16 protein-coding genes are annotated in these 22,283 nt (G+C 43.6%); 9 read left to right on the top strand and 7 right to left on the bottom strand.

Going from position 1 to position 22,283, the window contains the following annotated elements; translation table 11 throughout:
- Window positions 1-26 precede the first annotated feature (26 nt).
- The 5 genes from ING2E5A_RS09385 to ING2E5A_RS09365 form a co-directional block, all read right to left on the bottom strand.
- The gene (locus ING2E5A_RS09385) at window positions 27-461 is read right to left on the bottom strand and encodes a hypothetical protein (RefSeq protein ID WP_071137184.1); all 435 of its coding nucleotides are present in this window, start codon (window positions 459-461) and stop codon (window positions 27-29) included.
- Between the two features lie 102 nt (window positions 462-563).
- On the bottom strand, window positions 564-1,433 hold the full coding sequence (locus ING2E5A_RS09380; RefSeq protein WP_161941981.1) for an integrase core domain-containing protein: 870 nt from the start codon (window positions 1,431-1,433) through the stop codon (window positions 564-566).
- A 185-nt stretch (window positions 1,434-1,618) separates the two neighbouring features.
- Complete coding sequence (locus ING2E5A_RS09375) at window positions 1,619-1,900, bottom strand: hypothetical protein (RefSeq protein ID WP_071137182.1); 282 nt, start codon at window positions 1,898-1,900, stop codon at window positions 1,619-1,621.
- Between the two features lie 265 nt (window positions 1,901-2,165).
- Entirely contained in the window at window positions 2,166-2,918 is a 753-nt protein-coding gene (locus ING2E5A_RS09370; RefSeq protein ID WP_071137181.1) for a DUF3825 domain-containing protein, read from the bottom strand.
- Window positions 2,919-2,940: 22 nt separating this feature from the next.
- Entirely contained in the window at window positions 2,941-3,894 is a 954-nt protein-coding gene (locus ING2E5A_RS09365) for an IS1595 family transposase (RefSeq protein WP_071137180.1), read from the bottom strand.
- 260 nt (window positions 3,895-4,154) lie between these two features.
- On the opposite strand from ING2E5A_RS09365, the gene ING2E5A_RS09360 reads away from it, so the two are divergent.
- Genes ING2E5A_RS09360 through tnpC form a run of 4 tightly spaced genes read left to right on the top strand, consistent with a single transcriptional unit; the run spans window position 4,155 to window position 7,897 of the window.
- Window positions 4,155-5,543, top strand: a complete 1,389-nt coding sequence (locus ING2E5A_RS09360; RefSeq protein ID WP_083373279.1) for an IS4 family transposase — start codon at window positions 4,155-4,157, stop codon at window positions 5,541-5,543.
- Window positions 5,544-5,603: 60 nt separating this feature from the next.
- Window positions 5,604-5,954, top strand: a complete 351-nt coding sequence (gene tnpA, locus ING2E5A_RS09355; protein WP_083373258.1) for an IS66 family insertion sequence element accessory protein TnpA — start codon at window positions 5,604-5,606, stop codon at window positions 5,952-5,954.
- Between the two features lie 11 nt (window positions 5,955-5,965).
- Window positions 5,966-6,328, top strand: coding sequence for an IS66 family insertion sequence element accessory protein TnpB (gene tnpB, locus ING2E5A_RS09350; RefSeq protein ID WP_071136645.1), 363 nt, complete (start codon window positions 5,966-5,968; stop codon window positions 6,326-6,328).
- 51 nt (window positions 6,329-6,379) lie between these two features.
- Window positions 6,380-7,897, top strand: coding sequence for an IS66 family transposase (gene tnpC, locus ING2E5A_RS09345; protein WP_071137178.1), 1,518 nt, complete (start codon window positions 6,380-6,382; stop codon window positions 7,895-7,897).
- 436 nt (window positions 7,898-8,333) lie between these two features.
- On the opposite strand, the gene ING2E5A_RS09340 is transcribed toward tnpC, so the two are convergent.
- Window positions 8,334-8,741 (bottom strand): helix-turn-helix domain-containing protein, encoded by a 408-nt coding sequence (locus tag ING2E5A_RS09340; protein ID WP_071137177.1) that lies wholly within the window; start codon window positions 8,739-8,741, stop codon window positions 8,334-8,336.
- Window positions 8,742-9,510: 769 nt separating this feature from the next.
- Between ING2E5A_RS09340 and ING2E5A_RS09335 the strand changes: the two genes are divergently transcribed.
- The 5 genes from ING2E5A_RS09335 to ltrA (ING2E5A_RS09315) all read left to right on the top strand — a co-directional run bounded on the left by ING2E5A_RS09335 (window position 9,511) and on the right by ltrA (ING2E5A_RS09315) (window position 20,039).
- A complete protein-coding gene (locus ING2E5A_RS09335) occupies window positions 9,511-12,654 on the top strand; it encodes a SusC/RagA family TonB-linked outer membrane protein (RefSeq protein WP_083373278.1) in 3,144 nt (1,047 codons plus the stop codon).
- 20 nt (window positions 12,655-12,674) lie between these two features.
- On the top strand, window positions 12,675-14,450 hold the full coding sequence (locus tag ING2E5A_RS09330; protein WP_071137176.1) for a RagB/SusD family nutrient uptake outer membrane protein: 1,776 nt from the start codon (window positions 12,675-12,677) through the stop codon (window positions 14,448-14,450).
- A 94-nt stretch (window positions 14,451-14,544) separates the two neighbouring features.
- Window positions 14,545-16,224, top strand: coding sequence for a DUF4091 domain-containing protein (locus ING2E5A_RS09325; protein ID WP_161941979.1), 1,680 nt, complete (start codon window positions 14,545-14,547; stop codon window positions 16,222-16,224).
- 505 nt (window positions 16,225-16,729) lie between these two features.
- The gene (gene ltrA, locus ING2E5A_RS09320) at window positions 16,730-18,142 is read left to right on the top strand and encodes a group II intron reverse transcriptase/maturase (RefSeq protein WP_197678497.1); all 1,413 of its coding nucleotides are present in this window, start codon (window positions 16,730-16,732) and stop codon (window positions 18,140-18,142) included.
- Window positions 18,143-18,629: 487 nt separating this feature from the next.
- Window positions 18,630-20,039: a group II intron reverse transcriptase/maturase gene (gene ltrA / locus ING2E5A_RS09315; RefSeq protein ID WP_071137175.1), complete on the top strand. Its 1,410-nt coding sequence runs from the start codon at window positions 18,630-18,632 to the stop codon at window positions 20,037-20,039.
- Window positions 20,040-20,051: 12 nt separating this feature from the next.
- Here ltrA (ING2E5A_RS09315) and ING2E5A_RS15725 read toward each other — a convergent pair whose 3' ends face one another.
- Entirely contained in the window at window positions 20,052-21,935 is a 1,884-nt protein-coding gene (locus tag ING2E5A_RS15725) for an IS1634 family transposase (protein WP_071136417.1), read from the bottom strand.
- Between the last annotated feature and the right edge of the window lie 348 nt (window positions 21,936-22,283).

Genomic DNA, 22,283 nt, shown 5'->3' with positions numbered 1-22,283 from the left:
ATTGTTTGATAACATTAACGTACCGGTTAATAGCCTGCTTTTTGAAGCAGTTCCATAAACTCTGCCATGTGGGCTTGCGAGTAATTTTGGATTATCGCAAACAGAGGCACAAATAGCAGTACTCCAATGAGCAATCCTTTGCCCAAAGATTCATATTTCGACCCTTTCAACAATAGAAATATGATCCAGATGACATTAAGCGTAATGATTATGTGGGTAATCTGTGGAACCAGATTGGCTGCATCCCATGATACTACAAATAGTCCCATTGTACCATAATAATATTGTGGTAGCAATGCAATTGCAAGAACTAGATCCTTCCTTGTAATTTGGAAGCAAATAAAGCAGGCCAGATATGCAATGATGGATAGGGAACAGGCATTAAAGGCCAACCATTGCATCAAACCAAACTTGGCTGTTGCCAGGAAGAAATATGCACTGTTCAACAATGAGAGTAACATCAATATTGCCAATTGTATTAGCCCGTAATAACCGAGCACATTAATTGTATTTAATCTTTTTTATTACTTTTGTATCGGACAAGCTGATCCGATGGTGATATATTATACCGAAGGATTTATAGAAGGGGTGTTACTGTAAGTAATTGCCCCTTTTACCATTGCCTGAAGAGCTATTTCATTTCTTCGTGGCATTGAGCCACTTGAAATGAGGACAAGCTGAACCTCAGGATCCTTATTGCCCGATGGTATATCATCTTTTACTTTTCGCTGGCTTTCAGCGTACTTTTCCCTGTATTCTACAGGTGAACAGTATTCCAGTCTATGAAGTATCCAATCCGTGTTGTAGTCATTAATAAATTGATCAATACTGTTATAAGCTTCCTCAAAGGAAGAAAATGTTTCTGTTTGCAGCACCTGTTCTTCCAGGGTGCGGTGAAACCGCTCTATTATCCCGTTGCACTCTGGTGACCGTACAAACGCTTTGGACATCTCCAATCCCAGGAATTTCATTTCATTCATAAAATCAGCAGAGTCATACTGCGAGCCATGGTCGCTTCTTAATTGCAACTTCATTCCTTTACATACATCCTTACCTACCGAACCGAAAGTCTTTCGTACAGCGGCCCTAACAGGCTCAATGGCAGCAAAACGGTTGCCTTTCTTTGCAATATGCCACGATATAATCTCATCGTTAAAGTGATCGATCACACCAAAGAACCAATGCCAGCCTGACCCTTCAATCCAGAACTTCTTCCCGTCAGTGGCCCACATTACATTGGGTGCATCCGTGATTATAGTGCCATCATGTTCGCGCTTATTCCTCTTCCCTGGCCTTCTGTAGGGGCTCAGCAGGTTGTGTTCCCGCATGATGCGGTTCACACGTGCCTTGCCGGCTACCAGAGCGTTTATCTTCCTTTTACCCATGCGCTTCTTCACTTTCAGATAACCTTCAGCGTTGAATGTACTTTTCATAATTTCAGTTTTAATCTCTTGTAAAACTTCTTCATCGCTATGCTTGGGTTTTCTGTCCCGTTTCCCTGTTTTGGGGGTAGGGTTTTCATACCAGGTGCTGCTGCTGTAGCCAACAACCTTGAATATCAAACGCTTCGGGTATGGCTTCCCGGTTAATGGATAATGCTCCTCTATCAGCATGGAGATTATTTCCTTCTTAGTTTTGCTGCCAATTCGTTCTTTTTTTTTGTGAGTTCAAGCTCCATCTGTAGTTGCCCGATCTTACGCTCGGCTGCACTCAGCTTCGAATCGTCGGGGTTACGCTTGAACCCGTCGGTACCACTCTCGATAAATTGATCCCGCCAAAGGTTGATATCAGCCAGAGTAACTCCGTATTCACGGCTAAGCAACTCCGGATCCTCTCCACGCAACAAGGATAAAACTATTTCAGCCTTGATTTTCGATGTAAAATTTTTCCTCTTTTCCATAGCAGTTGTAAAAATAACTTTTATTTTTTACTGCTCGGTTTATTTGAGGGCTAATATAACGTAAATAACAAACAAAAACTGTCAACAAAAAAAGCCCTCTTCAAAAGAGGGCCTATCTTGTTTCTTTAAGTTATTCTTTTAAATCTATCTTGCTTTGTTTGAATAGCTTATGTAAATCTATCTTGAAGAACTTTATATCTTGCGATAAAAATATGGTACAAATATAATAACTATTTTAAAAACAAACAAACAAACACAAAAAAAACTAAACTTTTAACCATTCATCGTCAGGTTTTGCTATGAGTCTGGCATTATTAATGGCCATATCCAGCGTTAAACATGTTGATGCACGATAAATGTCATTTTCTTTTTCGATAACCAAAGCGAGGTCTGCGTTGGCTTTGGTTTGCAGGCATAATGGCAAAAGAAGTTGTAATTTTCCCTTGTAGTATTGAGGAATTGCGGTTTTATAGTTCCTTCTTACTCTCCGTTTCGCGTCTTCTATAGTTCCATGGAGTATATTTGACAGCATATAATTATCCATTGTGTCAAAAGGGACAGGAAATCGTTCTTTGTTGTCTTGGATGATATGGTCAATATTTGTTCTCAACTCCAATTTAGTATCATAAATCAAATCAGAGGGATCACTGATATAAGAGGCAATTTCTGCTAATTTACTAAATTTAGAGAGATCTCTATTGCTTGATTTCCTCCAGCCAATAAAATAATACGGTATAGTAGTTCCAGGTTTTTTATTATTCTGGAGATAACCATAAATTTCTTCCTGATTCTCGGTTACTAACCCTGTATTGAAACAGCAAAATTCACCTTCATACTCTATTTTGTTCTCGACTTTAATTTTACAAAAAGTATGGTGAATGTAATTTACCAGAATCGGATGCTTGCCCGTGGGGTGTTTTGAATAATCCCAATTTTCATCCATTGCTAAGTTTTTCAGTTCTTCAATACTTTTGTTAAAGTCTGGGAACCAAGCAAAATCAAATAATCTCGTATTCATCGATGGTAATTTTATTAAATGATTATCCGCAATAGTTCCTATTGTAAATTCTTGATTTGAAATCAGGCGCACACGATACGGCGGCTATCAACAGCCTGTCAAACTGGTTCTCGCCGAAGTAACGCCTGTTGAACTTGTAACAGAACTGATTGAGGTAGTACTGTAAATACTCGGGTTTTACCTTGTAATACACGCCCAGGAGCTGTCGTTTGGCATTGCTGATCGCGGTGTGTACCCAAGGCAGCACGTTAGGCAATTCCTCGTGTGGAACAACGGATGCCGTGTGTGAATGGACATGTTCTTTCAATTTAGTGTAAGAAGTTGAATCATCGGTGGTCAGATCCGCCGTGCTTTCGACATGCTCTTTGACATTCTTTGTAATTGTATCGGCTTTCAAGTCGTTGATGACTTTCATCTTCAGGTATCTGGCCTTCTTGGGTTTTTTACCCGGTTTGGGGTTTTCAACCGTTTTGCTTTCAGCCATCACCAGGACCTTGGTCTTTTTTTGGCTTCCACGGCCGCGTTTCAACGGTTTCTCCTTCTCTTCAACGGATATCTCGGTGGAAAAGAAGGCGTCGTCCAGCTCGATGGCGCCCTCGAGCGTGTACTTGTCGTCACGCTTGCCCATCACGTCACGCAGTTTATTGACCATTTCCCATATGGGCTGGTAACGCTTGTGCCCCAGCTGTCGCTGTATCTCGGCGGCGGAAAAGGAGCCCTTGGTAGCCGTGAGCAGGTGCATGGCCACGAACCAGTAACGGTATGGCAGGTTGGAATGCTGCATGACCGTGCCCGAACGCAGCGTCTGGCGCGCTTGGCAACGCTTGCATTCGTAAGCCTGCTTGTTTTCCAGCCAATAATGCTCCTTACAATTACAACGACGGCAGGTAACTCCCATTTGGTCTCTTTGTTGTTTGAATTTTTCCCGACAGGTTTCCTCATCGGGGTAATTTATAGCAAAATCCAGGATATTCATAGCTTGAAATATTACATGTGTTCAGAATGTAAATATAATGAATATCTGTGATTTGTGTAAGCATTTGCGAACTTATTTATAACTATTTTTCCGCTAAATTCTTTAGGAATAACTGCGGATATACATTTTTTATTATTAATTCAAGTTTCGCAAGTAAAAATTCAGTAAAAATAATCGCATAAAAAAACGGCACAGAGGCTTCTGTAATTCACAGATTATTAGTATATTTAAGCGTCAAAACCAAAAATACTAACAGCCCTATGCCGATATACAAAAGTAACTCCATTTTATCAGAAATCAGCGTTTTTTTCAAGAAAGATGATTCAAACAGTGCCCTTTTTACCCTGACGGATATGCTAAAAGGTTTCAACATGTCGGAGAAGGTCCTCTTCGGGAGCAGGAGCAAATGCAACAGCAAGTATTCCCTGCTGCAGGTGCTCGAGTTGCTGATTATGTTCCCCTGTTTCATGATCAAGAATCCTTACAATTATTGTCGATCATCCCTAAGCGGCTTCTTTGGCTGCGAAAAGGATGTTTTCTACCGTTTCGTAAACAACGAAATTTATGATTGGCGCAAGATACTCTACCACTTCACCATTCAAATATGGAACAAGGTTCGCGTGAGAAGTGACCACAAGCATCAAACTGTTTGCCTGATGGTGGACGATACCGACTTTCCCAAAACGGGAAGGCGTATTGAAAACATCGGTAGGGTCTATTCCCACCTGAGACACAAGACGATCCTTGGTTTCAAATCTCTCTTTCTGGGCATCACGGATGGCAAGAGCCAGTTCATCCTCGACTTCGCCATCCTCGGGGAGAAGGGCAGGAAGAACAACTTCAGCATGAGCGACAAGGAGCTCGAATCGCGGTTTACCAAGGATAGAGATGAAGCGTCCCCCGTTGTAACGCGGGCAAAAGAGTACGGGGAGAGCAAGATCCAGTTGATGATAACCATGATAAAGCGAGCCATTAGAAAGGGCATCCGCTTTGACTACCTGCTTGCCGACAGCTGGTTCACCTGCTCGGAGGTGATTCGCTTCATACGTGCCCGGCACATAAAGTGCCATTACCTGGGTATGATCAAGATCGGGAAGAAGGGAGTTACCAGGTACGGTTTTGAAGGGAAGGAACTCACCGCCCGGGCACTGATCAATCTGCTTGAAGCCAGGGGTGAAGCCAGAAGGAGCCGCAAGCTTGGTTGTCAGTATATTACCGCTGACGTTCGCTTTGCGGGCACAGATGTACGTCTCTATTTTGTGAAGAGAAAAAAGGAGTCCTGGAATGGAATAATGACGACCAACCTCTCCCTGGAGTTCCTGGAAGCCTATCGGATTTATGCCATGCGCTGGTCCCTCGAGGTCTTCTTCAAGGAAACCAAGGGATTGCTGGGTATGGGCAAGTGCCAGTCCCGGAACTTTGCTGCGCAGCTTGCCGCAACCACGATCACGGCCTTGCAATACAATTTGCTTTCCCTGGCCAAAAGGTTCACCAGTTATGAGACCATTGGCGGAATCTTCAGGGATGTGCAACACTCTGGCATGGAGCTCTCCGTAACGGAGAGGATATGGGGTATTATCCTCGAAATGGTGAAAATCATGACCGGGATCTTCTCCATTGAAGAGGAAGAGATCTTCGATGCAATGTAAGCCGTCGGTCATAGGCGTATTGGATTGCTTCGATTAAACCGTGATCTTTGTCAAAAAAAGATGAACACTAACAAAATGAATCGTCGTTTTACTCAACACGAAGCGTTTTCCCTGATTGAAGAGTACTTTCAAAGTGGTCAGCGGGCCACGGATTTTTACCGGTCCAAAAACATGAGTGAATGGCAGTTTTACAAATGGAGAAAATTGTATCTTGAAGTCCATCCGGAACATGAAGCCTCAAAAACACCCCCTGCAAAGGAGCCATCCCTCTTGCAGCCGGTAACTGTTATCGGCAAGCCGTCCTCCCGGCGGATGCCCCGGTTCGAGATCGCCTATCCCGGCGGGGTAACTCTTCGCGTGGACGAGGGGGTAACCGACATCACGCTACTCGGGGAACTGCTCACTTTTTAATTTCCCGGACGATGTTCTCACTTAACGAATCCCAGCGTTTTTACCTCTGCCTCTCACCCACCGACCTGCGTAAAGGATTTGACAGTTTATGCGGGCTTGTCTCATCGGAATTGGGACGCGACCCGTTAGGCGGGGAAGTGTTCATCTTTGTCAACAGGTCCAGGACGACCATCAAGCTGCTCCATTGGGAACGGGGCGGGCTCGTGCTGTACCACAAGCGCCTGGAAAGCGGCCGCTTTTCCCTTCCCCGCGTCCATTCTTCCGGCAAGGGATGCAGTATTCTTTGGCGCGATTTGGTCATGATGGTCGAGGGTATTTCCATGGAAAAAACCACCCGCCGGAAAAGATTCAATATTGCTCCAAAAACCGCGTGAATAAAGACTTTCGTGCTTGTTCATCTCATTGATAATTTGTATCTTTACACCATGAAAACAAGCAATACGGAATTGAATGACCAGGTTGTTATTTCCCGCGGGGAATATAACGAATTGCTGTCCATCAAGTCCGATTGCGAATACCTGAGGTTTCAACTCTCCGAGCTAAAACGGATGCTTTACGGTGTGAGAAGTGAACGCTTCAGGTCGGAAAAAACCGATGACGGGCAATTGGACCTCTTTGCCGGCACGCGGGATTCACTTCGCGATATTCAGCCAAAAGCGGAAGCGAACAAGGAAACGATCACTTACGAACGCGAAAAGACACGCGAAAAGCCTGTCCGGAGCCGTCTTCCCGAGCACCTGCGACGGGAAGAGGAGGTGATTGAACCTGACCTTATCCCCGATGGAGCCGTCAAGATAGGGGAGTCTGTCACCGAGCTGCTGGAGTACAAGCCCGCCGACGTTTACGTGCGGGTTATTATCCGTCCCAAGTACGTGGTGCCGGGCACGGAAGGTGAAGGCTGCGTTACTGTAGCCCCCATGCCCTCGTTGCCCATCGTGAAAGGAAATGCCGGGGCGGGCATTCTCTCCCATATCTGCGCGAGCAAATTCATCGACCACCTCCCGTTCTATCGCCAGGCCGAGATATTCAAGCGGCAAAAGATACCGGTTGCCGAGTCGACGCTCAAGGGCTGGTACGCCGCCGTCTGCCGCTTGCTTGAGCCGTTACACGATACACTGATCCATGAAATAATGAAACGCGACTACCTTCAGGTGGACGAGTCCCCGATACCTGTTCTTACCTCGGATAAGCCCGGTGCCACGCACAAGGGGTACATGTGGGTGTTTCATGCCCCCGTGGAAGGCATGGCGTGCTTCAGGTACGGAAAATCCCGCTCGGGGGATGTCGCCGCCGGATTTCTTGACGGGTACCGCGGCGCGCTCCAAACTGACGCGTACGCGGGGTATGACCAGTATAAGGACGCGGAGCACATCACACTTTTGGCATGCATGGCCCATAGCCGGCGAAAATTTGAACACGCCAAGGAGAACTCGCCATCGAGATCGCGTCAAGCCCTTGACTTGTTCGCGAAACTCTACCGGGTAGAGAAACGGGCACGCGAAGAAAAGATGCCATTCGAGGAACGGCACCGGCTGCGCGAACAACAATCAATACCGGTGATGGAAGAGCTGAAACGATGGCTGGAAGACCAGCGGGGGCAAGTCCTGCCTAAATCTCCCATAGGAATCGCGGTTGCCTACACTCTGAAAATTTGGGACAGGTTGGAAAGGACGATGACGGACGGCAAATTCGAGATAGACAATAACGAGATTGAAAATAAAATCCGGAAACTTGCCCTGGGACGCCGTAACTATTTATTCTGCGGGAGCCACGAGGGAGCCGAGCGTAACGCGATGATGTATTCTTTCTTCGCCTGTTGTCGCGAAGCCGGCGTGAATCCAACGCGATGGATGACTGATGTCCTCAACAGAATACCCGATCATCACGCGAATAAACTGGAAGAGCTGCTCCCACACAATTGGAAAGAGAATATCCTTGGATAAGACGGATCCTTACATGCACGATACCCCCGATCAACGATCGAATACAATATTGTCATACCGCCATTGATTCAATGTGCCGGTTGAAGCAGAGAATAAACCATAGGAGGTGGACCGGAGAGGGATATGCTAATTTCTACCCATTCCTGCAACACGCTCATAGCCGACGGGATACGATGCAATCATTAATAAATCGGATAATCTGGCTCACTTTATCAACTTTTATGAACTAAAACCGGCAAGTTAGCAACTTGCGAAACTTGAATTATTAATATCTGCAATAAAGTATAAAAGCACACTATGACAATTTTCATAAAGTACTTATACGAGATAAAAGTTGGAAAAAGGAAACAGGAATTTTTATTTCCTGTCCTCTAATAACTTCTTCCGAAGGTTTTTTTCTCAACCAACAGTCAAATCAATAATTATTCGAATAGGGCTATTTAGATAATTTATCTAAGGCTTTTTCAAGGTAATTATTTACTTTTTCCTTCTCTAAAAGCATTCGTTCATATAACTCATCCTTTTCCGAATAAAGTTCCACTAACTTATCCAAAGGATTAAAATTTAATATTTGAGAACTTTGGTCGAAGAAGTTAGAAGTGACTTCTGGTAGAGAATTATCAGGCATATTCCGGATAAAATATTCGTCTATCCCCACAATTCTGGCATACGCTTCTATTGTCTCATCATCAAGTTCCCGACGTTTTTCCAATTGGGATACAGCCTGTTGGGTAATATTCAATTCAATAGCAATTACTTCTTGTTTAATACCCTTGGTTTCCCTGAATAACTTTGCATTTTTACCTTGATGAACACTTTTTTTATTGGTTTCCGTATTATTCATAACTGACTCAAATTGAATTTTATAACAAAGATAATAGAAAATCGAAGATGAAGATAATTTTATAAGAAGTTATACAACTTGTATACCTCCTTGTACAATACATTTTACTCTTGTAAGTTTTTTGAATACGCTTGTGCGAAACATTTCAATATAACGCAGGGTTTCATTGTTTTTTCATTCATTTGCATTATTGAACGATAACTATCTGCCAAGAAAACCGATTTCAAAGGGAATATCCATCTTTGAAATGAGAGATGAGTAAAGTTACAAAAAATATCTAAAACGTAAACAAAATGCCTATGAAAACATAGAAATTAAAAAGAATGAGTAATTTTGTTCTGTTAAATACGGTACAAATTACATAGCGCTTTTTTGATCTTCACGACTAATCCGCAAAATTCAAACCAAGAGATCAAAGAATGGAAGCGCCCTTAGAAATAAGGGCGTGGACATTGTTATATTCTCTTGGAAAGGCCCTTGCGGAGCCTGTTGTGAGGGATATTGACAATCGTCCGCGCCTCTTTTTTTATACCCCCGCGCATACTACGATTGCCCGTTACCGCACCGGGTTTCAGTTATCTGCAAACTCTCTTCTCTTTCAACCGGCTCTGCCCGGAAATACCCGTTTAGTTCAGGTTTCGCATGCTGTTGATCTGCCTGTAGAAATGAAGTTATCGGCCTGCAGTATGTAATTTACCATGACGTATAAAGACTTGACGGGATACATAATATCTAATAATCAATAATTAATTTAAAACAAAATTCAAGAATGAAACAAGTGTTTTTAAGTGTAAAAAAAGAGATATTTTTTCTCTTTATGTGGTTATTTTCCTTATGTCTGCTTGCCCAAAACATAACGGTAAGAGGCACGGTAACCGATACCTCGGGAGAACCGTTGATAGGTGTAACGGTGCAGGTGAAAGGAACATCCGTAGGCACAGTTACGGATATCGATGGCACTTTTATTCTTTCAAACGTCCCTTCCAACGCTACTTTGGAAATATCTTACGTGGGTATGGCTTCACAAAGTGTTGCTGTTAACGGAAGAACAACCCTCAATATCGTGTTACAAGAGGATGCGGAGACGCTCGATGAAGTGGTGGTTGTGGGCTATGGGGTACAGAAAAAGGAAACCCTCACAGGGGCCATTGCCCAGGTTAGGGGAGAGGAACTGGAAAACCGAATAACCTCTAACATGACATCTGCATTACAAGGGGTTTTGGCTAACGTAAATGTCTCCATTAACAATCAAGGAGGCGAGCCCGGCTCGGTTCCCTCTATTAATATCCGTGGCTATGGTTCTTTGTCGGGAAGCAATCCATTGGTAATTATTGATGGTGTTGAGTCTAAGTTGGAAAATATAAACCCGAATGACGTTGAATCTATTGCTGTCATGAAAGATGCTACCGCAACAGCTATTTTTGGTTCCAGGGCAGCTTTTGGAGTACTCAACATAAAAACGAAAAGGGGAAGGGATACCGCAGGAAAAATATCGGTCCGGCTTAATTCTACTTTCGGAATGAATGGCCCTGTTAATCTTCCTCAACCTGCTTCAGGTTATGAATGGTTGTACACATTGGATACAGCTTTTCACAATGCAGGGTTAACCTCTCCCATAACAAGCGAAACGTTACAAAAAGCCAGGGAGAACCACGAACATCCCGGGACGCATCCTGCCATGACGGTTAATCCGACTAACCCTGAACAGTTCACCAGCTATTACGAGGCTGTTGGCAACACTAACTGGTATAAGGTTTATTATAAACCGTGGGCACTTACGCAAAAACATGATATCAACGTAAGCGGAGGAAGTCAAAAAGCTAACTATTTCATCTCAGGTGGTTTCTATAATGAAGATGGAATTTACAGAATTGGAGATGAGAAATTCCAACGGTATAATTTCGTTGCGAATATTGATTCAAAAATCAGCAATTGGCTATCGTTACAATTCAACAACAGATACACACGGCGCGATATAGATACACCTCATAATTACTCCGACATTGGGGACTTTCATCATTCAGTTGCCAGAACCTGGTCGAATATGCCGGAAAAAGATCCAAACGGCAACTATTACGAAAGTTATCACTTGTTGTTATCACAAGCGGGCAGGAACAAAAGAAATCAAAATGAATTGTTGAATAGCGTCAATGTTATTCTTGAACCTCTTAAAGGCTGGAAAATTAACTTTGAAACCAATATACGCCAGAATTTCAATAACCAGACCAACCATAAAAAAACGGTCTACAGTACATTGGCGGATGGTATAACTAAAAGCAGGAGCGGGGTTTCTTTTCCGAATTTTTATCTGGAAAACTGTTCCCGTGACTTTTACAACACCAACAATTTATACTCTAATTTTGATTTAAATATCGCAAAGCATAAAATTACTTTTATGGGCGGTATGCAGAATGAATATTATTACCATACATCCGTTGAAGGTAGAAATGATTACCTGGTTACAGAATCAGTCCCGTCCTTAAGGACAGCCACGGGCCAAATTCACCTCTCGGGTTATAAAGGCCATTGGAGCACTTTAAGTTACTTTGGCCGGATAAACTACAATTTCAACGATAAGTTCTTATTCGAAGTACTTGGCAGATACAATGGTTCTTCCAGGTTTGCACCCGGATATAACTGGGGGTTTTTCCCCGCGTTCTCGGCAGGTTATGTAATCTCAAACAATGATTTTTGGGAGGATAACCTGGCATCTAAAGTCAGCTTTTTAAAGATTCGAGGTTCTATGGGTGAGGTGGGTAACCAGGACGTTGCAAATTATTTATACCTGCCGACAATGGGTATAAATAAAAACCTCAACTGGATAATTAATGGCGCTCGTCCCATATACGTTAGTGCAGCCGGATTAATATCACCTGATGTGACGTGGGAAACGGTACGGACAGCAAATATTGGATTTGACTCTTACTTTTTGAATAACAGGTTGAGCTTGATTTATGATTATTTCGTAAGGGAGACAAAAAATATGTTTGGCCCGGCAGAAAGCTTGCCGGCAACTTTAGGAGCATCTGCGCCAAAAAGAAATAATGCAGACCTCCAGACCAAAGGGTTTGAAATGCAAATAGCATGGCGTGATAAAATTGGTGATTTGGGATACAACATGGCTTTTAATCTTTCAGACAACCAGACAACAATTACCAGGTATAAAAATGACAATGGGGTACTGTCTGATTATTATGTAGGACGTAAGATAGGGGAGATCTGGGGATATAATACCGTGGGTATCTATCAAAGCCAGGAAGAAGCTGATGCTGGCCCCGATCAAACATATTTTTTCTCACGGTGGGGTGAGGGGGACATCGAATACGCAGATTTAAATAAGGATGGAAAAATTAATCCCGGAAACAATACGTTAGACGATCATGGCGACTTGTCTATTATTGGAAACTCAACTCCGCGCTTTAGCTACGGTATTAATCTTGGACTTGACTGGAAGAATTTTGATTTAAGTGTTTTTTGTCAGGGTGTTGGCAAGCGTGATGCAGCACCGTCGGGTAATATGTTTTACGGAATAACAGGAGACGTATGGCAAAGCAGTGTTTTCGTTCAACATCTGGATTACTGGAGTTCGGAAAATCCGAACGCTTATTATCCAAAACCCTATTTAGGTACGAATGAACATTCAAAAAACATTCAGACTCAGACTCGTTTTCTGCAAAATGCAGCTTACTTCAGGTTGAAGAGTTTTCAATTTGGATATACACTCCCGGTAGAAAAAAAGATAAAATTCCCAATTGAGAAAATCAGATTTTTTATCACGGGTGAAAACTTATTTACACTAACCAAGATGCATAAAACATTTGATCCTGAAACTGCATTTGTTGGGGCTTACGGATCGGGAAAAGCTTATCCCCTGAGAAGAACTTTTTCGTTTGGATTAAATGTTGATTTATAAAATACAAAAGAATTACAAGTATGAAAAAAATTATATATTTAATAGTATTCTCCTTTACGGTTCTCACAAGTTGTGATTTGGATGATTACCTGAATAAAACACCGCTTGACTCCATTACAGATGTCGATTATTGGAAGTCTGCATCGGACCTGCAGCTATACGTTAATCAATTTTACACGATGCTGCCTCAATTTCCCAGCTGGGGAGGAGGATATCTGTGGGAAGATAACAACAGTGACAATATGGCAAGCCGCTTTTATGATAATCGTTTAGCCGGAACCAACACGATTACGACAAATAACGGAAGTTGGGATTATTCACGAATCAGGAGCATCAATATCATGTTAAACAAATACAAAGAGATGAGTGTTTCCGAGTCTGAAATAGCTCCATATGTGGGTGAGGCATATTTCTTCAGAGCATTTGCATACTTTAATCTAGTAAGACAGTATGGGGATGTTCCGTATGTTTCGCAAGTGCTGACCCCTGATTCAGAAGAACTTTTTGCAGCACGTACCCCCCGTAAAGAGGTTATCGACTACATTCTGGATGACCTTTCCCAGGCAATAGAAAAACTACCTCCTAAAGCAGCATCAACACGTAATCGCATCAATAAGGAGTCCGCTCTTTTATATAAATCGCGAGTGGCTCTTTATGAAGGAACATGGGAGAAGTATCATCAGGAAACTGTCTTTGGAGTGAAGGGTAGTAATGGACAGGAATACCTGGAAATCGCTGCCTCTGCGGCGAAGCAGCTGATGGACATGAATACCATAGAACTATACTCCACCGGCAATCCCGAAGTTGATTATGCTTCATTGTTTAACCGTGATGACCTAAGCGGTATAGGTGAGGTTTTACTCTCGAGGGATTATAATATTTCGCTGAACACAGTGCATAATCTTCAACGATATACAACGAGCGGCGCCGGAACGGGATTGACTAAATCGCTAATAGAGAGCTACCTGTGCGAGGACGGAAAGCCTATATCTTTAAGCCCGTTATATAGGGGTGATAAATCATTGGAAATGGTAGTGGAGAATAGGGATCCACGATTAAGACAAATGATTTATTGGAAAGAAGGGGAGCCCAGAAGAACCCAAAACGGAGTTCCAGTACCCGGATATGAATTTACCCGGCCTTATATAGACCAGGGCGGAGAGGGAGGAAATACTACCGGTTACATGTTGAAAAAGGGGCTTGACACCGAATCAAGAGGACAACTGGATCCAAATGCATCGGAAACATCCATGCCTATCTTTCGCTATGCAGAGGTACTTTTAAATTATGCGGAAGCAAAAGCGGAGCTCGGGACTATAACACAAAACGATATAGATTTGACAATAAACAAAATTCGTTCAAGGGCAGGTATGCCGTCTCTAAACTTACACTCCATAGCGAACGATCCTGATTGGCAATTTCCGGAACTTTCACCCATTATTAACGAGGTGCGTAGGGAAAGAAGAGTAGAACTGGCGTGTGAAGGATATAGGGCTGATGACCTGCTGAGATGGAGGGCGCATCATTTGATTGTTGGCAAACGTCCTCTTGGTTACTGGTTCGACAAGGACTTCTGGACGGGAGTTCAGGATAGTGAGGATAACTATGTAGATGGAGGCCCTTTGTTAATTCCTGGAAAAGATATTTTTGTGAATGAAGACGGCTACCTTGATCCGTATCAGAAAAATCTACCAAACGGGTTCGGATTCAAACCCGACAGGGATTATTTATATCCGGTTCCTCCTGCCCAAATATCACTGAACGGTGAGTTGACGCAAAACCCGGGTTGGGAGTGAGTGATAAAGTTTTGTCTAATTTATTAAAAAATCGATGAACATGACGTTGAAAAATAACACATCTTATCTGTCTAATTCAGTAAAAAGAACTTTTTTGAATGCAATCATTTTACTATTTGTGATTTGTTTCTCTGGTTTTAGTTGCGACAGTAAAGAGATTCAATTTGAATATGTTGACCCTATGGAGAAAATTCTTGCCGAAAGCAGTTTTTTCCCGGGTTCACAAGAAGCAATTAGTGAAGTGGTCCGAGGCGAACATGCCAGTCTACAGTTTGTTGTTCGCTCACCCTATACAATAAACAACTTAAGGGTAACGGTTACCCAAGCATCAAATAAAGACAAACTGCTCCCCGCATCGAAAGCAAGATTTGTTGGTTTTGTTAAAGTTGGGCGAAGTATCTGGGATTATTCCAGGGACAGAATCAATTCACCTTCGGGTTATTTTCCCGATCCGTTATTGGAAGAGGATGAGATTGATGTGAAATTTGGTAATTCACAGCCAATTTGGATCACTATACCCATCCCTTCGGATGCCATCCCCGGATTGTATCGTGGTAAGGTGATAATAAACGGGAATATTGAAAACAAAGAATTTCATATCGAAAAGGACTATTCTGTCAGGGTTTATCCTGTAACAATTGATAAAACCAGTTTATGGGTAACAAATTGGTTCACAATAGATGCGGCTCAACTTAAATGGATGAACCGGGGTGAAGATTTTGAATCTTTTTCTCCACAACATTGGGAGTACATCCGGAAACTGGCAAAAATGATGGCGGAATACAGACAGAACTCGGCCAGAATTTCCCCACTGGATTTATCTGATTTTGCATTCATAAATGGAAAGTGGCAAGTAGATTTCAGCCGATTCGACAAGGTGGTAGAAATTTTCATACAGGAAGGGGTTATTGGCAGGTTAGAAGGGGGGCACATTGGAACAAGAGAAAGTAATTGGGATTCACAGTTTGTGGTGAGAGTGCCTTCAGTGGATAGAAACGCCGAAAATAGGTTTGAAAAACTGCCATTATCCAATGAGCGAGCTCAGCAGTTTTACGTTGATTTCTTCACTTCTCTTAAACAACACCTGAAGGAAAAAGGGTGGGAGGGTAATTATTTACAATATATTGCCGACGAACCTACGTCCTCTAACGTACAAAGTTATGTGGAAATTGCACGGTTTGTCAAGCAAGTTTACCCGGAGATTAAAATTATTGAAGCTACACATAGCAAAGATCTGGAGGATATTGTGGACATATACGTGCCTCAACTGGATTTCATGAACAAGGATTATTATTTTTACAATAACATCAATAAAAATAGTGAAGGGAAGGAAGCATGGTTTTATACATGCCTGTCTCCCAAGGGAGAATACGCCAATCGGTTTATTGAGTTGCCTTTACTTAAAACCCGGTATATACATTGGTTAAACTTCAAGTATAACATACCCGGTTATTTGCATTGGGGGCTCAATCATTGGCGAACGGATCCCTGGGATGAACAAACTTCAATTAATTATGAAGGAGGAAATATTTTACCGGGAGGCGACTCCTGGATAATTTATCCAAAAGGTGATAAACTTCTTAGTTCAATCCGGTTTGAAGCTATGCGTGATGGCATTGTGGATTATGAACTTTTCAAGATGCTCGAAAAGAAAGATCCAGAAGCGGCCCGCGATATCATTGATAAAGTGATTTATAGTTTTGATAGATATGATAACAACATAGCTGCGTTCAGAGAGCACAGAAGAAAGTTGATGGAACTGTTATCTGAATAAATTTTCCGATATCGCCGGCAATGAAAACCGGTAAATATTTGCTGAGGCTGCCTCTAAAAAGGAGGCAGTCTCTTTTTGGTATGTCGGGCATGGTATTAAGCTAACAGGATGAAAGTTCCTGTATGTGCCGAGTTGATAGGAAACATTAGTGATTGGCAAAGGTGTTGCGGGCGACCGCAAATCTGAAAGAAGCCATTAGCAAATCTGCAGTTCTGACGAACAGAAACCAGATATAAGGCTCATTTGAGCGGGCAACCGAGCCATAGATTGGGAACGCCCAAAATTCAACCGTAACTCAACGTGAGTAAATCAGGCAGAACTCAGAGAAAGTTTAGTATCTTATCCCGAGAGGTCTTGCAGAGGCGCACCAACAGTGCACGAACAACAGCGATGTTGTTTTCACCTTTCAAGAAGTCAGCAGAAGACATAGTATTCGGTGTGTGTACACCATCGAAGAAGGTCTGAATCTTTTAATTTAAGGAGCAGTTAGTTCAAAATTTCTTTTATGGCGCAACCGCAAGCGATAACGTACCAATATGACCTGTTTAGTGAGCAGCGTCAGGATGTTATCCGCCCTTTTCCCACGAGTGAAACCGTATGTGGAGCTTCGGGAACAAAGGCGTTTCAAGTAAAAGAAGCAGGCGAACAGGAACGAGCCTTAACCCCCGATTTAATGAGCTTGGTGTTGTCTCACGACAATATCAAGGCAGCCTACAAACAGGTAAAACGCAACAAAGGCGTTGCGGGTATTGACCAAATGCCGACAGGAGATTTTGCTGAATGGTATTCTCAAAATGCAGAAACGTTGCAAAGCGAACTTTACAACGGCGCTTACCAACCGCAAGGGGTAAAACAGGTCGAAATCCCGAAACCCAACGGCGGCAAACGCAAATTGGGTATCCCGACGGTAACGGACAGGATAATCCAACAAGCGATTTCCCAGGTGCTCAATCCTATTTACGAACGAAAATTTTCCGACCACAGTTATGGTTTTCGCCCCAACCGCAATGCACACCAAGCATTAAAGAAAGGCAGCGAATACGTATCAGAGGGTAGAGTAATCGTTGTAGATATGGATTTGAAAACGTTTTTCGATGTGGTCAACCACGACCGTTTAATGTATCTGCTATCAACCACCATCAGCGATAAAACGCTTTTGTGGCTGATACGCAAATACCTTCAAAGCGGTATACTGATAGACGGGGTTGTAAGCCAACGTACCGAAGGGATGCCGCAGGGCAGTCCTCTTTCACCCTTGCTGTCCAACATCGTTTTAGACGAACTGGACAAAGAGTTGGAAAGGCGGGGACACAAATTTGTTCGCTACGCGGACGATTGCAACATCTACGTACGCAGCCAACGGGCAGGCGAGAGATTGCTGGCATCGATAAGCGTATTTATCGAAACCAAGTTGAAATTACTAGTAAACAAAGAGAAAAGCCGGGTATGTCCGGTCAATCACACCAAATTCTTGGGCTATACCATTCAAAGGGATGGCAGTCTGAGCATAGCCAACGAAAGTGTAAAACGCTTTAAGGAAAAGGTACGGAAGTTAACCAAACGCAATAGGGGCGTGAATTTCGAACAAATTATTGTGGAACTCGAACCTGTGATGCGCGGTTGGCTTAACTACTTTCGGCATGCACGCTGTAAACGCCTGTTGGAGAATATAGATTCTTGGATACGGCGAAAACTTCGGTGCTATCGCTTAAAGCAATGCAAGCGTGTAATTACGCTTCAGCAATTTTTGAAAAGCCACGGTGTGGAGACTTGGCAAAGTTGGATATTGGCTCTTTCGGGGAAAGGGCTTTGGTGTAAATCGGGATGCCCGCAAGCGCATCAAGCCTTGTCCAACCGGTGGTTCAACGATGTAGGTCTTTACAATCTCTCATTAAATTATGCAAGGTTAAACCATTAAAAGAAACCGCCGTGTGCGAGAGCATGCACGGTGGTGTGAGAGGGCGGGGGAGTAATCCCCCTACCTACTCGATTGTGCCGTGCATGGCAGTTAACTTGGTGGTGAAAGTCCACTATGGGGGTTTGTGATCGCCAACCATTAGCCGAGGGCAAGGGTGTCCGCCATGAAGCGGAATCTGAAGGAAGCTTAAGGCAAAGTTCCGCCCCGAGGAACACGAATCATATCAGGCATACCCGTCGGGACGAGACTGCAAAACAAGTCAAAGTCCAAAGATTACACGGACGTCGGGGTGTAAATATGGCGGAGACATGGAATGAAAGTTAACTGCCTTACCGCGGGAGGTCTCACGAACATGCGGAAACGGAGTATGAAGCATGGTCAAAACAAGTTCATCGTGAGAAGTCAGCAGAAGCCATAGTACCACATCACGACCAGATATGGGAAGGGCTGAACCTTAATGGTCGAGTAGTCAATGAAAGTTACCGTTATGAAAGGACGAAAGCAGAAAATCTCTATATATCAGAGACCTGTAGCGCAGAATAATAGGACGGCATCCGAAAGCCATGCGACAGGGCAGACTTTCTTATGGATAACTGAAAACAACCTCACCGTACATGAACACCGTAAAGAGAATGGATTACTGGAAGACATCCTTTCACCTTCCAACCTTAACGCTGCCTGCAAACGGGTAAAGAGCAACCATGGCGCAGCAGGTATAGACAAGATGGAGGTTGAATCATTGAAAGATTATCTTGTCGGGAACAAGGATGTATTGATCGAGTCCATTCTGGGGGGCAAGTATCGCCTCAATCCGACACGAAGGGTATACATACCCAAAGAAGACGGGAAGCAGCGCCAGTTGGGTATCCCCACAGTAGTAGATCGGGTTATCCAGCAGAGCATTGCACAGAAGCTGTCTCAGGTCTGTGAACCTCAATTCAGTGACCATAGCTATGGGTTCCGTCCCAGACGCTCAACACACGGAGCCCTCAGAAAATGTCAACAGTATATCAACGAGGGTTACATCTACGCCGTAGATATGGATCTGGAGCGTTTCTTCGATACCGTACACCATAACCTGATAGAGGTCTTATCCCGTACTATCAAGGACGGGAGAGTGGTTTCACTTATACATAAGTATCTCAATGCAGGAGTGAAAGATGGAGTCTGTTTCGAAGAGAGCCATGAAGGAGTTCCACAAGGAGGACCATTAAGTCCTCTTTTGGGAAATATCCTTCTGGGTGAGCTGGACAGGGAACTCGAAAAACGGGGACACAAGTTCGTTCGCTATGCGGATGATCTGGTAATACTGTGCAAGAGTAGGCGAAGTGCCGAAAGAGTGATGGAGAGCATTATCTCGTTCATTGAGAAGAAACTCTTCCTGAAAGTCAATCGTAACAAAACGAAAGTTGCCTACATCAGGGATATCCAATTCCTTGGCTATAGTTTCTACCGATACAAGGGAGAATGCAGGCTGAGGGTTCACTCCAAAAGTGTGGAAAAGATGAAAGCTCGAATTAGAGAACTTACATCCCGAAGCAATGGATGGGGGAATGAGTGCAGGAAGACAGCACTAAACCAGTATATAATAGGTTGGGTGCAGTACTTCAAACTGGCAGACATTAAAACGTTACTCACAACAACGGATGCCTGGTTGCGTCGAAGGCTACGTATGGTGATATGGAAACAATGGAAACGGATCAGAACCAAGGTAGCTAATCTTGTTAAGCTGGGTATCAACAGATACAAGGCATATGAGTGGGCAAATACCAGAAAGGGCTATTGGCATGTAGCCAATAGTTTTATCCTTAGCCGAACAGTTACTGACGAGCGTTTAAGAAAAGCCGGTTACGTTTTCTTCTCGGATTATTATAAAACGGTTAGAGTGAAATGTTAACCCACATTGCAGCTAACCGGAGCTAATTCCCTGTATCCCTGCGTATATATTTTTTTCAAGGTTCAATTGGGGGACTACAGATTTTTTCCTGATAAATGGTTTTTCATCGTATCCCAACACCTTATATATGATTCTTACTTTGGATTCAGGGAGTGAACATTTTCTAATCGACACACACTCTTCATCGGTATTTACCATGTGCGTTGTCACCATTTTCTGCGTGTTCATGATCCGGACAATCTCTCTCCACTCATGGGTAATCCCAAATTGTTTCAGTTTGAAACGGATCGTGCTTACCAGCTGGTAGGCCAACAGCCCGAGGTGAAGATGAGCCATTGTCGCCTCATCCGTTTTATGAAACACGGGACGCAGGTTCAGATCAGTCTTCAGGCAACGAAACGTCGACTCTACTTCTCTTATAGTGTTGTAAATCAGCCAGGTGATCTCCTCTCCATGTACCGACAGGGAAGTACGCAAGAAGTATTCCCCATGTCTTGATTCGCTCTTTGCCTCGATTCTCTCCCAGGATATGGATGTGGCATGAATCCCCCTTTCGTCGGGCTCCACATGGATCTGATACAGGCGGTGTACCGAAGGGTATTTTTCCTTTAGCCGGCCGATGCGTTCCCACACCTTTTCAAGCTTTTTGGTGCCTCCTTTCTTTTTCAGGGCTTCGGCTGCCTGGCTCAGTCCACATTCAAAGGCCCGCGTGAAACGGTTTTCCATGGACGCTTCCTTGAGACCCTTGCTATAGCTCTTCACCTTGTAGAAGCTGTCACTTTCGCCATCCACTTCTACCTGACTGATCTCGATGAGCTGGTTGGATTTATCCCGTATTTCCACAGGGGAAAGGCTTGTTGCACGGTATTCTTTGAGTTTACCCCGTGAGACACAGATGTAGTCGAAGGATTCCTCTTTCAATATCTTCAGGTTATCATTCGTGGCGATGCCGGCATCCATGACCACCACCTGCTTTTTATCGGATCTCCCCCTATGGGATTTCATCTTGTCAAGAATATATTGCAGGCTTTCAGGATCAGTCATGTTGCCTTCAAAGATTTGTGACTCCTTCAGGAAACCTTCCGGGTTGACCACCACAGCCAGCACCACCTGTCTGGCATCGTTACGCTTTTCCTTGCTGCGCCCGAACTTCGCTATCCGGCTCTCTCGCATAGCTCCCTCGAAGTAGGTATTTGTCAAATCATAGATAATGATCTTGTCATCCAAGGAAAAAAGATCGTTCGTACGGTTGGAAAAATGACGTTCCAGGCCATCCTTCTCATCATAAAGCCGGTGAGCCATCTGGTAAAGCTTATCCTTGGTGATGGCCGAAGGATCAACACCGGTTAGTTCACAAAGCGCCGAGTTCTCCTTCAACCAACGGCTGGTTTTAAACTCCGATGCGGGGTAAACAGCCCGGGCGATGATCTGTGTTAAAGCAAGGGCGATATCTTGTTTCTCCCAGCCGAAAGTCTCAAAATACTCTGGCAGGAGCAATTGGCGGCAAGCTTGAAGGCAGAGCCATTCGCCACCAACCTCCCGAATATCGCTGTTCGTTGTCCTGTCAATGTACACCTGCTCGATACCGGCTGCCTTCTTTTTTGCCTTTTCTATCTTTTGCGCTTCATGGAGTAGTCCCACGTATTTCGTGCACAGGGCTTCCACCTTGTCATCACGAAGCGATGAGATGATGAATGTTTTGCCCTCGAAGTAAACCTGGTTGATGCGTTGACAGAGAAAGGGAATCTTTTCAGGTGGAAGAACTGATTCCAGGTCACCCAAAGAGAGCAGCGTGCGATTACGGATGAAGCGGCCTTCCCGGTAGCTCTCACACAACCGGTAATGGGTATACTCATGGCCCCCATCCTTTTGCTTTATGCTTGTCTTGAAAAACATACAACGCAAAAGTAATCAAGGGATACGTTTTTTTCAACATCAAATGGGGGACTACATTCGTGTTTTAAAATAAACCGACATTGAATATCAGCCTGATACAAAAATTCATGGTCATCAAACAGACGTAAAACAAGCGGATTTAACGTAAATAGAGGGTAAGTTTAACTTCTATTTATAATCGTGCTGCAATGTGGGTTAAGGAACCGCCGTATACGAGAACCGTACGTAAGGTGGTGTGAGAGGTCGGAAAACGAAAGTAGGAAGAAAACTACTTCGTTTTCCTCCTACTCGATTATCGGGATGGAAGAAAAAATAAGTTAATTGTTTAGTTCTAATTTGTAAAAGTTT

This window comes from Petrimonas mucosa, from assembly GCF_900095795.1.
GTDB lineage: Bacteria > Bacteroidota > Bacteroidia > Bacteroidales > Dysgonomonadaceae > Petrimonas > Petrimonas mucosa.
This window is presented reverse-complemented; position numbering and strand designations above follow the sequence as displayed.

Coding starts and splice junctions, on each gene's coding strand:
- ING2E5A_RS09385 (WP_071137184.1), bottom strand. CDS start 461: ATGTTACTCTCATTGTTGAACAGTGCATATTTCTTCCTGGCAACAGCC.
- ING2E5A_RS09380 (WP_161941981.1), bottom strand. CDS start 1,433: ATGAAAAGTACATTCAACGCTGAAGGTTATCTGAAAGTGAAGAAGCGC.
- ING2E5A_RS09375 (WP_071137182.1), bottom strand. CDS start 1,900: ATGGAAAAGAGGAAAAATTTTACATCGAAAATCAAGGCTGAAATAGTT.
- ING2E5A_RS09370 (WP_071137181.1), bottom strand. CDS start 2,918: ATGAATACGAGATTATTTGATTTTGCTTGGTTCCCAGACTTTAACAAA.
- ING2E5A_RS09365 (WP_071137180.1), bottom strand. CDS start 3,894: ATGAATATCCTGGATTTTGCTATAAATTACCCCGATGAGGAAACCTGT.
- ING2E5A_RS09360 (WP_083373279.1), top strand. CDS start 4,155: ATGCCGATATACAAAAGTAACTCCATTTTATCAGAAATCAGCGTTTTT.
- tnpA (WP_083373258.1), top strand. CDS start 5,604: ATGAACACTAACAAAATGAATCGTCGTTTTACTCAACACGAAGCGTTT.
- tnpB (WP_071136645.1), top strand. CDS start 5,966: ATGTTCTCACTTAACGAATCCCAGCGTTTTTACCTCTGCCTCTCACCC.
- tnpC (WP_071137178.1), top strand. CDS start 6,380: ATGAAAACAAGCAATACGGAATTGAATGACCAGGTTGTTATTTCCCGC.
- ING2E5A_RS09340 (WP_071137177.1), bottom strand. CDS start 8,741: ATGAATAATACGGAAACCAATAAAAAAAGTGTTCATCAAGGTAAAAAT.
- ING2E5A_RS09335 (WP_083373278.1), top strand. CDS start 9,511: ATGAAACAAGTGTTTTTAAGTGTAAAAAAAGAGATATTTTTTCTCTTT.
- ING2E5A_RS09330 (WP_071137176.1), top strand. CDS start 12,675: ATGAAAAAAATTATATATTTAATAGTATTCTCCTTTACGGTTCTCACA.
- ltrA (WP_197678497.1), top strand. CDS start 16,730: ATGGCGCAACCGCAAGCGATAACGTACCAATATGACCTGTTTAGTGAG.
- ltrA (WP_071137175.1), top strand. CDS start 18,630: ATGAAAGGACGAAAGCAGAAAATCTCTATATATCAGAGACCTGTAGCG.
- ING2E5A_RS15725 (WP_071136417.1), bottom strand. CDS start 21,935: ATGTTTTTCAAGACAAGCATAAAGCAAAAGGATGGGGGCCATGAGTAT.